Genomic DNA, 12,832 nt, shown 5'->3' with positions numbered 1-12,832 from the left:
GTTAACTGTCAACTTCCTTTACTTTCAGGCTGGTGCCTTCATCGGAAACCACCACGATTTCTGCTCCCTCGTCAATAAAATTACCCCGGGTAAATGCATCATAAATCTCTCCATCTATCTCAATCCTCCCACTTGGACGCAGGCGTGTGTAGGTTTTACCATTTTTACCTACAAGTGACTTCTCCTTGTAAAAGGTAGACGTATAACCCTGTGAGCCTTCCTGCACCTCCTGCAGAGCAATACGTTTGAACACATTACTGTTGAGTAACCGGGCTCCCCCGAAAAACATAATGACAATGGCGCCCAGCATGCCTGCCAGGACTGTAGCAACAGAAATAAAAATTTGATCAGCCCCTACAAATGAAAAGTCAAACATGTCATTATTGAGCATAACCAAAACCAGTGATCCTATGGTACAGATAAGCCCAAGAACGCCAGCCACGCCAAAGCCCGGGATGACAAAAACTTCAACTGCGATCAGGATAATTCCTACGATGAACATAATGATCTCCCAGTTGGCAGCAAGCCCATTGAGATAGTTAGGGACGAAATACAAGATGATTGCCACGATGGAGGCCAGTATTGGGAAACCTACTCCCGGTGTTTGCAGTTCGAAATAGATCCCACCAATGATGATCAGAATCAGGATTCCGCTTACGAAAGGATTGAGAAAAAGGGAGATGATCTTTTCGGTGGTGCCAAGGTTAAACTCCTTAAGCTCGTATTCCTCTACTCCAGATCGCTGCATGATGTCATCTATATCGTTTACTTCAGCTTCACAAAATCCGTATTTTATGGCTTCTGATGTAGAAAGTGTAAGGATTTTTCCTTCTGTGGCAATGCTATCAAGGTCAATATCTTCATCCACCATAGCTTCAGCCATTCTTGGGTTTCTACCTTTCGCCTCAGCGGTGGATCGCATGATGGATCGCATATAGGACTGGTACTTGTCAGGTGCTGCTGCACCATCCTGAGTTACTACGGTAGCTGCTCCAATGCTGGATCCCTTTGCCATGTAGATACTGTCACACGCGATGGAGATTAAGGCGCCTGCAGAAGCTGCATCCTTATTGATGAATGTGTAGATCGGCCGATCAAAATTGAGGATTCGGGTGCGGATATCGTCTGCGTCATTTAGTGCTCCGCCATATGTATCTAGCTCCAGAATGACATAGTCAGCATCAATCTCCTCAGCTTTTTCCAGACCAAGTTCAGAGTATCGGTTGGTTCGGGGGTCTATGACATCATCGATTTTTAGATGTAATACCAAAGGCTTTTCCTTTTCCTGACTAAAGAATGTTAAAACTAAAAGGGTGGTAAGTAATGCAAATAGTTTTCTCATAATCGGATGCTAAAATCACAACAAAGCTTCAACTTTGAAACTGTTGATCCATGCATAAAGTTATCCTAATTTAATCGAGAACATAGTGCTACTCTAATCATGTTTCCAAAATCAATCAAACAAATTTCGCTAGCGGGATCGGTGTGGGGCACTGCCCTGGATGAGGAATGTGAATGCCTATACATCGAGTGTAGAAACGAGGAAGATCGGACGATTTTCATTGCCAGGCTGAATCTTAAAAACCTTGAATTGGAAAGTCGAAAGGTGAACATTACCTGGTGGGATAAATTGGTAGGAGTAAAATTAAATCAGCTGTATTTTGTAAAATATTTAGATCAAAATGATCCAACTCAACAATTATCTTTCATTTTAGATTTTGAAAGCGGTGTGAAGGCTGAATGGGAGTCTTCAGCTGAATTTTCGATCCATACCAGGCATCCAGAGATTTATGAGCATGGATCAGACTACTTTGATATTGTTTCCAAATTTTTAGCATTGGAACTTCCGGTTTCCTGTGAATATTTAGAGTGGCAGAATAAAATCATAATCAGCTACTATCTTCGTTCTGCTAATGGATTTGATCGATATTTACTTTTATTAAAAAACGGCGAGAAGGAATGGAAGGTAAAGCAAGATCAAGAAATGAAGGGCTTTTCTTCTGGCGCATTTTTTGTATTTGATAACCAATTAATTTTCATAAAAGACCGAAATGAAGTTTGTGTTTACACTGGTTAGTTTGTTGATGATGATGGTGTCTTTTGCCAATCCTCTGGATAGTATCCGAGCTGAGCGCAGGGCGGAAGGGCTTTTTATTGTGCACGAAGTGGAGGAAGAGGAGACGATCTATTCAATTGCCAAGCGGTATGGAGGATCTGTCATAGGGATCATCAAGCACAATCAGATCGTTGACAATAGAATTGAAATTGGGCAGATTATTTATGTGCTGGTAGAAGACGAAAAACCAGTGAAAGCGGTAGTGGTAAGCGAAAGTACGGTGGCTGATAACATTCATGTGGTGCAATTAGGCGAGACCCTTTATAGTATTTCCAAGACATATGATGTGAAACTAAAAGAGCTGAGAAGATGGAATAACCTGCCAGACAATAATATTTCTCCTGGGATGCAATTGAAATTGACCAGTGATGCAGAAATCCCAAAGGTGGAAGAGCAACCTGACAGTGTGGATGCATCCGATACCTCTGTAATAGAGGAGATTAGGGACGATGATAGCGTAGCAGTAGAGGCGATAGATCCGTTTGCTGATTTTGAAAAATACCTGGTTCAAACAGGTGAAACGCTATCAACCATTGCACGAAAAATAGGTGTAAGCATCGATAGTCTAAAGGTCTGGAATGGCCTGAATGGTGATTATCTAAAAATTGGACAGGAGCTTTTTTTTAAGGAAAAAGAGGGTGCATCTGAGTCCGGAATCAATGAGCCAACAAAGAAAACCAGAACACAAATTGATGATAAAGGGTTTGAGCGAATCTATGAAGAAGGTGTGGCCTCAGTAATCCAATCGATGAATACGAGCCGTTTCTTAGCGTTGCATCGGTCATTACCCATAGGTACGAATCTTGAGGTACGAAATCTGATGAATAATCAGGTGGTGCATGTGAAGGTGGTGGGTAAGCTGCCGAATACAGGGCTTAATAAAAACCTGCTTTTGCGTCTATCTCAGCCCGCTTATGATCAATTGGGCATTCTCGACTCCAAATCACGGGTGGAGGTTTCATACAACAAACAGTGAACAAACAGGAGCTAAAGGCTTTTTTAGACGCTAAGGTTGAAGCATACAATCAACCAGGGTTTATCCCTAATGATCCTGTTTGCATTCCTCATGAGTATACCAAAAAGCAGGACATTGAGATAGCCGGTTTTATTGCGGCTGTGTTTGCCTGGGGTCAGCGTAAAACCATCATCAATAAAAGCCACGAGTTTTTACAATTGATGGGCAATGAACCACATCAGTTTGTACTTCAGTATGAGGAGGACGATTTAAAACCTTTCCTTGACTTTAAGCATCGGACATTCAATAGCACCGATGCTTTGTACTTTTTGCACTTCTTTAGATGGTTTTATGAGCGCCATGAGTCACTGGAGGAGGCCTTCATTGGTAATTCGGAAGAATCCTCATCGATGGAGAAGAGACTCACACATTTTTTTGAGCTATTCTTCTCACTGCCAGACCACCCGATCCGGACATACAAGCATATACCTAATCCGGCTCGAAAATCAGCATGCAAGCGTATCAACATGTTTCTTCGTTGGATGGTAAGGAATGACGATAAAGGAGTGGATTTTGGCATTTGGAAGTCAATCAAGCAGAATGAGTTAATATGCCCATGTGACTTGCATGTAGATAGAGTGGCACGAAAACTTGGGTTGATAAAAAGAAGGCAAACAAACTGGCAAACAGCTGTTGAGCTCACTGAAAATCTCAAACAACTTGACCCCACTGACCCTGTGAAATATGATTTCGCTTTGTTTGGATTGGGCGTGGAGGAGAAGTATTAGTTGGTTAATTCATTAATGAGTTTTCTAATTTTTTCAATTTCCTTTTCAGTCAGGGTATCTGTAAATTTTTTCACAAACCTTCCGTTTTTATCATAAAGAATTGTTGTAGGAAAAATGATGTTACCTGTTAGTTCGAAAAACATGGATTCTTTAGCTGGAATCATGTGATTAAAATCAAAGGATCTCTTTTCTAAGAAATTCATGATTTTATCTGGTGAATCCATGTAAGGGTCAGCCACTGCAATGAAAATTACCTCATTATTTTCTTTATATGAATCCACCAGTTGATTTAAATCAGGTATTTCCTCGATACATGGTTTACACCAGGTTCCCCATAAATTAGCGATAATCACTTTTTGCTTTAGTTCACTTTGTTTAATTGTAGAACCATCAATTAATTCAATGTCTTGATAAGAAAGCTGTTTTGAGATTTTCTGCGAGAAAATGGTAAAGGAAGTAGTTAGAAAAAAAATAATCAGTGAAAATCGCATTAGGAAGTTTGGTTGGTATTTTGTGTCTTGCTAAGCGGTGTTTTTCCACATTTAGCTTGAAAGCACTAAAAGTAACTAAGGTGCACCACCCCTCAAAAGCTATCCAGAAGAAAATGCCTTGTGAAAGATAAATGCCTGAAGCGCTGCAGTTGTTAAGGCTTTTCAAATTTCAGAAGGTACACCGAAGTGTGACAGTCGCAGATATAATTGTGAGTGGCACCCTGACAAATGCCTCTTAGAAACTGTTGTAAGGCGTTTCTACCTACTTTTCATGTAAATTCCGAGTTCTTCTACACCATATGGGATGCGGTCGTTGTGGAGTTGGTCGATTGATTTGTTAAAGTTGTCTCTTAAATCTGCTAAATACTGATTCCAGTTGGAAGTGTCCTTAGGTACCAAAGCAATAAGATTGTTAGTTTTTATGATTAATAAAAAATTTCCAATTTGATTTTTGTTGAGACGTTCGTGGCGCGAGTTGAGATAGTTAAGATACAAAGTGTCTTGCTTGATCTGATAGGTGGCAATTCGTTTAGATCTCGTTGAGCCTGAAAAGTCTGAAAATGATGATTGTCGGACTATTCCGTCTGAGGTAAGTTCGAGATTTCAAAGTTGAATCCGTTACCATAGCTATATGTTCCTATGACTTCATCTTGAGCGAATAGCCTTAGTGTTGAGCAGGTCAGTATGAGAGTTAGGAAAGTTTTCATAGTGAAGTCTATGCCGTACAACAATATTGTAACACGCACAGTGCGTTACTTACCTTTCAAAGATACCGGTTTTCAGTCCTAATCAATCTTCACCTTTATTTGTCTTATCGCTTATCTTAAAACCTTTTTCTCTAGGACTTTAAAGCGGATTTGAATGATTAAAACCACCATATCGTACAATCTGCACCGTTGATACCATAATGCTAAAATATCCATGATTAGCTGTAATAACCGTCTGCTTAAACGTATATAAACGTTACTATACGTTTAATAATACGTCTATGGAACGACTCAAATTGAATTTAAAATCAAATATTGCCGGTAGTGCTGTAAAGAGCAGGATTACAGGATATGGTTATGTCTGGAAATCGGCAAGAAACAATAAGAATATAAGAGTCCCTTACTGGAATTATTTCATCCCCAATTCCCCGGGCCTTCCCGCCATTCTTTCAGCGTCTTCAATACCTCGTTTTCAAACATACGCTCATCCTGGGCATGGTCTAGCAGGTGGTGGTAATCGCTTAGCACTACTAGGTCTACTCCTTTTTCTTTGAAATTGTCTTCAGATACCTGAAAGCCATACGTGAAGATGGCCACCATACCCACCACCTCGGCCCCTGCTTCTCTTAGCGCTTCAGCTGCAGCGAGTGAGCTGCCTCCGGTAGATACCAGGTCTTCCACAAGGAGTACTTTTTGCCCTTCCTCGATCTTACCTTCGATCATGTTTTGCAGTCCGTGTCCTTTGGATTTGGAACGAACGTAGATAAACGGAAGCCCCAGTTCTTCTGCAACTAGTGCTCCCTGAGGGATACCAGCTGTTGCTACACCTGCAATCACATCGATTCCATCGAATGAGTTAGAAATAGCGAGAGATAATGCAGTTTTAATCTTTGAGCGGACATCCGGATACGAAAGGCTCAATCGATTATCACAATAGATGGGAGACTTCCATCCAGAAGCCCAGGTAAAGGGTTTTTCCGGACTAAGTTTGATCGCTCCAATTTTCAATAAGTCGGCGGCTACCTCGGCAGCTAGTTTAGGATTATAGATTTTAATGCTCATGAGGCTGCAAAAATAAAACGACGGAATTACCGATCCATAATATCATCTGCTTGTTTGATTTTTATTTTATCATTTAATTGCTGGTTGAAATTCATTTATGAAGATTTTTATCAACGACATTCCGGTCTATATTCTCTCGGAGAAGAAAATCAATATGAAGCGGGTGTATGGGCTGGTGGTTCGGGAGTTTGAGGACATTGTTCCGGAGGTGCTGGTGGATGACGTGCTGATTATGAATGCCACCTTTGATCAAGTTGACGGGCTGCTCAAACTCATGACAGATAAAAAGCTAAAAAAAGTCCACTCCATTTTCATTTCTTCCAGAAAAAAAAGAGAGCTGATTAATTACTTGAAAAGTAAATTTAAAGTGATCGAAGCAGGTGGAGGGATCGTGGAGAAAGAGGGGAAGCTTCTCATGATCTATCGCAGAAAGGTATGGGATATCCCGAAGGGAAAGTTGGATAAGGGAGAAACGATCGAGGAGTGTGCAGTACGAGAGGTTGAAGAGGAGACGGGTGTGAAAGTGGTAATTGACAAAAAGATTGATGCGGTGTGGCATACCTACGTTACCAGAAAAAAATATGTACTAAAGAAAACACACTGGTTTGCCATGCATTGCATTGATGATAAAAATATGGCACCTCAAAAAGGAGAAGGAATTAAACAGGTGGAATGGATGACCCTGGAAGAAGTACGAAAGGCATTACATGGTTCTTACCGATCCATCCGGTATGTCATGCAGGAATACACCAAAATGATAAAGGAGGTGTAGCTATACCTTGTATGGCAAAAAAGGATTTACGTCCCCGCCATATCGATGTACTTCTCTAATGATACTTGAGCTAATTGGAGCCAGCTCAGGTGAGGTGATCAAAAAAATGGTTTCCAGATCCTCATTCAAATACCGGTTGATTTGTGAAATACTGTTTTCGTATTCAAAGTCAGTGGTATTCCTCAGCCCACGCACCATAAACTTCGCATCATATTTCTTGGCCAAAGAGGCCGTCAGTTCATCATACACTTCCACCTCCACACGGGTTTCGTTGGCAAATGCTTCATTGATTTTATCTACCATCCATTCCAACTCAAAATAGCGTTTATTTTTTTTGGTATTGTGGCCAATCGCAATGATCACCCGATCGAACAGATCCAGACTTCTCATCACAATATCAAAATGGCCTTTGGTGAATGGGTCAAAAGATCCCGGGAAAATGGCTGTTTTCATAATTGGTTTCTCAATAATTGGGTTGTGCCTGTATGCTGCTAAAAGGAGACTATAGGCTTACACACAAAGATACCCACTGAGCACGTCAAAGTACTGGTGATCCTCAACTTCATCGTAGAGGTAGCTAAATCGAAGAAATGACGGCTTGGAGCCAAAGGAGATATTACGGATGTAGCGTTTTAGCAGTCCCATCTCTTCAGAGCTCGGCTTTATAAAGCCCCAAATGAACACATGACTTTCTTTGCCACTCATGCCTAGCTCATTGAATACCAGCATAATGTATTTGAGGTAGTCTTCTTTTTTGCGGGCAGCAAATTGGTTGTAATAGAGCAGCTTTTGTCCCTCTGTTACAATCAGGTGCAGGATGCCACGATCAACAAATGCATACATGCTTTTCTCCTCAATGTGGTCCGCATGCTTAAAAACTCCCTCTATAAGTGCACTACCTTGATGGATGACATGCACTTTTTTTCGCTTGTAAATGGATTCAATCCATCGGCAAAGTTTTGTTTCCGCAGCAAAGACATTCACTGTATCTGCTGCGATTTGTTTGTAGTAGTTTACCTCCTCGAAGGCAGTTTTAATCTCACTGTTCAGTGCCAGGTAGTCAGCTGCTGCCTCTTGCACAAACATATTGGCTGGAACAAGTGAAAATTTATGTGATTTTAGGCACAGCTTCACATCTTTCCAGAAACCTGCGGTTAGGTACTCATGATTATCAAGGATATCCTTGATCAGTCGGAGACGACCATTTACCGTTCTGATTCCCTGGAGACGGTAATCCTCCAATCCCATCACTACATTGTCTTGAGAGTCAACAACAGCAAATTGCAGGTCGTTGATCCCGACCTGCATGATAAGCGAGTAATGGTCAAGTTCGTCTATCGTGAACTTGGTGTCCTTTACTCGCTTAACAAGCTTGTATGTCGATGTTTCTTGTGCGATCAAAATATATTACTCCCAGTTACCAGCAGTGGTCACACTTGTGCGTGAGCCGAACCGTAGTGGCTTCCGGGTATTGTATTCACTTTCTTCGTCTCTTGTTGGATCAACAGGTCGAGGGTTTTTCACCTCAATGGCATTTACGTAAAGTCCAGCCTTCAAAATCTTATCCGCCCAAATATCAAACTTTACCGGCGGCTCGGAACCTGGAACATACGGTAGTGTGGCCAGATCAAATCTTGGCCATTTATCATTGTTGAACAATGAATCCATTACAGACTTAGTACCAAGAGTATCTATTTCAACATAGATACTGTCTTTTCCATAAGGCTGTGGTATAATCGTTTCGGTTTTCTCGGTCAGGTAAAAGCTACCTGTGTCCACAAACGCCAAAAGCTTGTCCCAATCGCTGGTATATTGTCCATTTACCTGCATGTAGGCAATCTCTGCTTCTCGGATCATTTTCAGTTGTTCTATGATTCGAGCCTCTGCTCTCTCGATTCGCTCCGCTTCATCGATGGATGATTTGATACTGTATACTAAAAATACGGCCAATGACACCCATACTACGAGCATGACCACAGAAACAATCTTTGTTTTACTCATTGCTAAATTTCTTTTTCGCTAGGTTTTTGCAATTATAAATATTTAATGGTGATTCTTGAAGCACCAGAATACTATTAATGCTTAAAAGTAATCAAACCCCTAAGTTCGGCAATTTTATCTCTTGCACCAGCGGCATCAAAAGCATTATGAATGGTGTCTGCAGGGAGCTTTTCCAGCTCCTCAGGCGAGAAAAATCGCAATTCTGTTAAAATTTGATCCTCCGGGCTCAATTCCGGGTCATTTCCAAGCTTGATTTCACCAGAAATTCGATGCACTTGATAGAATAACTCAATTGCATGGTACTTGTTGCTGATAAATTCATTGATAAAGAGATATTCACCTACCTCGATCTTAAGGTTGGTTTCTTCTTTAAACTCCTTTTTCAACATTTCCTCCAGGCTCTCACCGAATTCCACACCACCCCCCGGAGGAGACCATAAGTGTCCTCCAGGGCCTATATTATCATGTTTGAGTAACAGCACCTTGTTATTTTCAATCAAAAGACCACATACGCGAACTCTTACTTTTCCTTCGAATGGATTTTCCTTCTGCTTTTGCTCTAACATTTAAATAAGATGTTCGTTAACTTTGATCTAGAAAATTAAACACTAAAGACATGAAATACTTAGCGTCATTGCTGTTGGTTGGATTTGCGTTTTTTGCAACAGCACAGGAAGAAGAGCCAATGACTGGCCCAAAGATTTCATTTACTGAGAAATCGCATGATTTTGGAGAAATCACTCAGGGTGAAAAGGTAGAACACATTTTTGAATTTGAGAATGTAGGAAATGAGCCTCTAATCATCTCCGATGTTCGAACTACCTGTGGATGCACAGCACCTGAATGGCCAAGAGAGCCAGTTGCTCCGGGAAAGACCGCAAAAATCAAGGTGGTTTTCAATAGTGCAGGAAAAATGGGAATGCAAAATAAGGTGATCACAGTGATGTCTAACGCGGTAAATAACCCTGAGCGTGTGAAGATCGTGACGAACGTGATGCCCCCTGATCCAAATAATTAATAGTTTCGGGCGCCAAAGATTGCGCTACCAATTCTGACCATACTACTTCCTTCTTCCAAAGCGATGGCATAATCTCCGCTCATCCCCATGGAAAGGGTGTTCATCTGAACATTGGTGTGGTCAGAATTTTTTATTTCATCATAAATTGACTTTAGACTTTTAAACTCTCTTCTTATCTGATCCTGATTCTCGGTGAAGGTTGCCATGCCCATTAATCCCATTATTCTTACGTGAGCCATTTCTTTTAATTGATCTTCCAAGAGAATTTCATCTAGCTCATTCCTGTCCAACCCAAACTTGGTGTCTTCTTCGGCTATGTGCATCTGAAGCAGACAATCAATCACTCGATCTGACTTTCTGCCTTGTTTATTGATCTCTTTAAGCAACTTCAATGAGTCTACCCCGTGGATGAGGTGTACAAAATCAGCAATGTATTTTACCTTATTTCTCTGCAGGTGGCCAATCATATGCCATCGAATATCATTAGGAAGTTCTTCGGCCTTTTGTGTGAGCTCCTGCACCTTATTTTCTCCAAAATCCCGGTGGCCTGATTCATACGCTTCCATCACATCAGAAGAAGGCTTGGTCTTGCTTACCGCTACCAGCGTACAATTTTCAGGAAGGCTATCTTTTAAATCTTTTAGATGGCTTGATATTTCGCTCATTTTTATCTCTTTTACATCCCTTAAATTTGAAAACTCAAGAATAAGTTTCAATCGTATTGAATGGCAATTTTAGGCACATTACTCAAGAAGGGAATCATGGTGCGGGAAAGTTTGGAGCAGCTGTACACTTCTCCCCTTGATTTGCAGAAGCAGGAACTAAGAAACTTACTCATCCACTGTCAGTCCACTAAATTTGGTGAGGCTCATGCATTTGATGAAATACTGACCTCCTTCAAAGGGGATAAAGATCAGTTCTATCAATCTTTTAAGTCGCAAGTTCCGGTTTTCGATTACGAAAAAATTTTTGATGAATGGTGGCACCTGGCAAAAGAGGGACAAAAGGACGTTTGCTATCCAGGAAAAATCAAATACTTCGCATTGAGCTCTGGTACTTCGGGTGCGCCATCCAAGTACATACCAATTACAAGAGACATGGTGAAGTCTATCCGCAAGACATCAATGCGGCAGATTCTGACCATGAGCAAATACGATTTGCCTGCATCTCTCTTCTCCAAAGGTATTTTAATGCTGGGAGGGAGTACCGATCTAAAGAAGAGTGGTCATTATTTTGAGGGAGACCTATCTGGTATTACAGCAGCCCAAATTCCATTCTGGTTTCAGCATTTTTACAAGCCCGGTAAAAGGATTGCTAAAACGAAAAACTGGAATGATAAGCTAGAAGAAATAGTAAAAAAAGCGCCGGACTGGGATATCGGAATCATTGTTGGAGTGCCGGCATGGTTGCAGATCATGATGGAAAAAATCATAGAGCAACATCAATTAAAAACCATTCATGACATCTGGCCTAACTTGCAGATTTTTGTGCATGGTGGTGTTTCTTTTGAGCCGTATAAACGTGGATTTGAGCGTTTACTAGCTCGTCCGCTTTACTACATGGAGACTTATCTGGCTTCAGAGGGATTCATTGCCTTTCAGGCCTATCCCAATCGAAAATCAATGCGACTGGTTTTAAACAATGGTATATTCTATGAGTTTGTTCCTTTCATTGAACGAAACTTTGATGAGGATGGAAAAATGAAACCGGATGCCGAAACAATAAAGATTGATGAGGTGCAAGAAAATAAAGAATATGCCTTGCTGATTACAACCAATGCAGGAGCCTGGAGGTACATGATCGGAGATGTGATTAAGTTCACCTCCGTGGAGGAAAGTGAAATTGTAATTACAGGAAGGACCAAAATGTTTATGAGCCTCTGTGGCGAGCACCTAAGTCTGGATAATATGAATAAAGCGATAGAACTGGTGGAGGACGAAATGAAAATTGATATACGTGAATTCACCTTATTAGGAGAGCGAGCTGATAGTTTGTTCGCTCATCATTGGTATATTGGGACAGACGACAGTGTGGATAATAATCAACTTAAGGAACGAATTGACCATCATCTAATGTCTTTAAATGATGATTACAAAGTGGAAAGAAGTTCAGCGCTTAAAGAGTTGATAGTCAGTGTTTTTCCATCAAATGTTTTCTATCAATGGATGGAATCCCAAGGCAAAGTGGGTAGTCAGAATAAATTTCCTCGTGTACTTAAGAAAGAAAAGGCCCAACTTTGGAAAAATTTTCTCGCAGAACAAAATCTCCAAGCCAGCTAAATGCCACCTATTATCAACGGACTGATCTTTGGTCTCATCTTCATTTTTGCGCTGGGGCCAGCATTCTTTGCGCTCATTCAAACCAGCATTCAGCAGGGATTCAAAAAAGCTATTTTTCTTGCAATTGGTATCTCAGTTAGTGATGTGTTTTATGTGCTGATTGTGCTGTTTGGAATGGCAAAGGCACTTGAAACGGACAACTTCAAGTTTTGGATGGGTATTTTCGGGGTTGTGATGTTGAGTGCGTACGGCGTGTATTCCTGGTTCAAGACGCCAAAGGTTCAACGGGAAGATATTGCCAGTGACTCCAATGTAGCAAAGCAGTTTGCTAAGGGACTATTGTTAAATGGGTTGAACCCATTCATTATCGTTACCTGGGCAACTTGGGTGAGTGTGAGCGTAATCAACTTTGAATATGGATTTAATGAGCAAGTCCAATTTTTTGCTGGAATGCTCATTATGATTTTTAGTATGGATTTAGGGAAGGCCTTTGTTGCTCATCGGCTAAAACATTTGATCACGGTCAAATTTGTCAGGAACATGAATCGGACAGTGGCCGTCATACTAATTCTCTTTTCGCTACAGATCGTATACTTTCTGGTCACCAACTATACATAAAAAAAGCGCACCCCGGAGAGGAATG

Annotated in this window: 15 protein-coding genes; 7 read left to right on the top strand and 8 right to left on the bottom strand. The window is 41.0% G+C overall.

The features are described from left to right. Position 1: 1 nt before the first annotated feature. Entirely contained in the window at positions 2-1,342 is a 1,341-nt protein-coding gene (locus ACP14Y_RS04175) for an NfeD family protein (RefSeq protein ID WP_424961715.1), read from the bottom strand. 99 nt (positions 1,343-1,441) lie between these two features. Between ACP14Y_RS04175 and ACP14Y_RS04170 the strand changes: the two genes are divergently transcribed. The 3 genes from ACP14Y_RS04170 to ACP14Y_RS04160 are packed head-to-tail and all read left to right on the top strand — an operon-like array spanning position 1,442 to position 3,859. Further along, positions 1,442-2,077 carry a hypothetical protein gene (locus ACP14Y_RS04170; RefSeq protein ID WP_424961714.1) on the top strand — a complete coding sequence of 212 codons (636 nt, stop codon included), beginning with the start codon at positions 1,442-1,444 and terminating at the stop codon, positions 2,075-2,077. Next, complete coding sequence (locus tag ACP14Y_RS04165) at positions 2,052-3,092, top strand: LysM peptidoglycan-binding domain-containing protein (RefSeq protein ID WP_424961713.1); 1,041 nt, start codon at positions 2,052-2,054, stop codon at positions 3,090-3,092. Before ACP14Y_RS04170 ends, ACP14Y_RS04165 begins: the two co-directional genes overlap by 26 nt. Further along, complete coding sequence (locus tag ACP14Y_RS04160; protein ID WP_424961712.1) at positions 3,089-3,859, top strand: TIGR02757 family protein; 771 nt, start codon at positions 3,089-3,091, stop codon at positions 3,857-3,859. The genes ACP14Y_RS04165 and ACP14Y_RS04160 overlap by 4 nt, the downstream gene beginning before the upstream one ends. Here the strand turns inward: ACP14Y_RS04160 and ACP14Y_RS04155 are convergent. Together ACP14Y_RS04155 and pyrE are read right to left on the bottom strand one after the other, a co-directional pair. Then, positions 3,856-4,350 (bottom strand): TlpA family protein disulfide reductase, encoded by a 495-nt coding sequence (locus ACP14Y_RS04155; RefSeq protein WP_424961711.1) that lies wholly within the window; start codon positions 4,348-4,350, stop codon positions 3,856-3,858. The genes ACP14Y_RS04160 and ACP14Y_RS04155 overlap by 4 nt on opposite strands. A 1,121-nt stretch (positions 4,351-5,471) precedes the next feature. Continuing rightward, a complete protein-coding gene (gene pyrE, locus ACP14Y_RS04150) occupies positions 5,472-6,113 on the bottom strand; it encodes an orotate phosphoribosyltransferase (RefSeq protein WP_424964418.1) in 642 nt (213 codons plus the stop codon). Positions 6,114-6,216: 103 nt separating this feature from the next. Between pyrE and ACP14Y_RS04145 the strand changes: the two genes are divergently transcribed. Then, complete coding sequence (locus ACP14Y_RS04145) at positions 6,217-6,891, top strand: NUDIX hydrolase (protein ID WP_424961710.1); 675 nt, start codon at positions 6,217-6,219, stop codon at positions 6,889-6,891. Here the strand turns inward: ACP14Y_RS04145 and coaD are convergent, their stop codons facing one another. The 4 genes from coaD to ACP14Y_RS04125 form a co-directional block, all read right to left on the bottom strand. After that, positions 6,892-7,347, bottom strand: a complete 456-nt coding sequence (gene coaD / locus ACP14Y_RS04140; protein ID WP_424964417.1) for a pantetheine-phosphate adenylyltransferase — start codon at positions 7,345-7,347, stop codon at positions 6,892-6,894. 54 nt (positions 7,348-7,401) lie between these two features. Further along, positions 7,402-8,292, bottom strand: coding sequence for a DUF3822 family protein (locus ACP14Y_RS04135; protein WP_424961709.1), 891 nt, complete (start codon positions 8,290-8,292; stop codon positions 7,402-7,404). 6 nt (positions 8,293-8,298) lie between these two features. Further along, positions 8,299-8,892 (bottom strand): hypothetical protein, encoded by a 594-nt coding sequence (locus tag ACP14Y_RS04130; protein WP_424961708.1) that lies wholly within the window; start codon positions 8,890-8,892, stop codon positions 8,299-8,301. 74 nt (positions 8,893-8,966) lie between these two features. Continuing rightward, positions 8,967-9,458, bottom strand: coding sequence for an NUDIX domain-containing protein (locus tag ACP14Y_RS04125; RefSeq protein WP_424961707.1), 492 nt, complete (start codon positions 9,456-9,458; stop codon positions 8,967-8,969). A 50-nt stretch (positions 9,459-9,508) separates the two neighbouring features. Between ACP14Y_RS04125 and ACP14Y_RS04120 the strand changes: the two genes are divergently transcribed. Continuing rightward, positions 9,509-9,910 carry a DUF1573 domain-containing protein gene (locus ACP14Y_RS04120; RefSeq protein ID WP_424961706.1) on the top strand — a complete coding sequence of 134 codons (402 nt, stop codon included), beginning with the start codon at positions 9,509-9,511 and terminating at the stop codon, positions 9,908-9,910. On the opposite strand, the gene ACP14Y_RS04115 is transcribed toward ACP14Y_RS04120, so the two are convergent. After that, positions 9,907-10,575 carry a YggS family pyridoxal phosphate-dependent enzyme gene (locus ACP14Y_RS04115; RefSeq protein ID WP_424961705.1) on the bottom strand — a complete coding sequence of 223 codons (669 nt, stop codon included), beginning with the start codon at positions 10,573-10,575 and terminating at the stop codon, positions 9,907-9,909. The two genes, ACP14Y_RS04120 and ACP14Y_RS04115, sit on opposite strands and share 4 nt — an antisense overlap. Before the next feature lie 60 nt (positions 10,576-10,635). On the opposite strand from ACP14Y_RS04115, the gene ACP14Y_RS04110 reads away from it, so the two are divergent. Together ACP14Y_RS04110 and ACP14Y_RS04105 are read left to right on the top strand one after the other, a co-directional pair. Next, positions 10,636-12,189 (top strand): GH3 family domain-containing protein, encoded by a 1,554-nt coding sequence (locus ACP14Y_RS04110; RefSeq protein ID WP_424961704.1) that lies wholly within the window; start codon positions 10,636-10,638, stop codon positions 12,187-12,189. Next, positions 12,190-12,807: a LysE family translocator gene (locus tag ACP14Y_RS04105; protein ID WP_424961703.1), complete on the top strand. Its 618-nt coding sequence runs from the start codon at positions 12,190-12,192 to the stop codon at positions 12,805-12,807. It abuts the gene before it with no gap. The last annotated feature ends 25 nt before the right edge of the window (positions 12,808-12,832 follow it).

Origin of the sequence: Ekhidna sp., from assembly GCF_965247405.1 — a bacterium.
GTDB lineage: Bacteria > Bacteroidota > Bacteroidia > Cytophagales > Cyclobacteriaceae > Ekhidna.
The sequence above is the reverse complement of the archived record's forward strand: the minus strand, read 5'-3'. Positions and strand labels throughout refer to the sequence as shown.

Coding starts and splice junctions, on each gene's coding strand:
- ACP14Y_RS04155 (WP_424961711.1), bottom strand. CDS start 4,350: ATGCGATTTTCACTGATTATTTTTTTTCTAACTACTTCCTTTACCATT.
- ACP14Y_RS04175 (WP_424961715.1), bottom strand. CDS start 1,342: ATGAGAAAACTATTTGCATTACTTACCACCCTTTTAGTTTTAACATTC.
- ACP14Y_RS04130 (WP_424961708.1), bottom strand. CDS start 8,892: ATGAGTAAAACAAAGATTGTTTCTGTGGTCATGCTCGTAGTATGGGTG.
- ACP14Y_RS04165 (WP_424961713.1), top strand. CDS start 2,052: ATGAAGTTTGTGTTTACACTGGTTAGTTTGTTGATGATGATGGTGTCT.
- ACP14Y_RS04105 (WP_424961703.1), top strand. CDS start 12,190: ATGCCACCTATTATCAACGGACTGATCTTTGGTCTCATCTTCATTTTT.
- ACP14Y_RS04125 (WP_424961707.1), bottom strand. CDS start 9,458: ATGTTAGAGCAAAAGCAGAAGGAAAATCCATTCGAAGGAAAAGTAAGA.
- ACP14Y_RS04115 (WP_424961705.1), bottom strand. CDS start 10,575: ATGAGCGAAATATCAAGCCATCTAAAAGATTTAAAAGATAGCCTTCCT.
- ACP14Y_RS04170 (WP_424961714.1), top strand. CDS start 1,442: ATGTTTCCAAAATCAATCAAACAAATTTCGCTAGCGGGATCGGTGTGG.
- ACP14Y_RS04110 (WP_424961704.1), top strand. CDS start 10,636: ATGGCAATTTTAGGCACATTACTCAAGAAGGGAATCATGGTGCGGGAA.
- ACP14Y_RS04145 (WP_424961710.1), top strand. CDS start 6,217: ATGAAGATTTTTATCAACGACATTCCGGTCTATATTCTCTCGGAGAAG.
- ACP14Y_RS04120 (WP_424961706.1), top strand. CDS start 9,509: ATGAAATACTTAGCGTCATTGCTGTTGGTTGGATTTGCGTTTTTTGCA.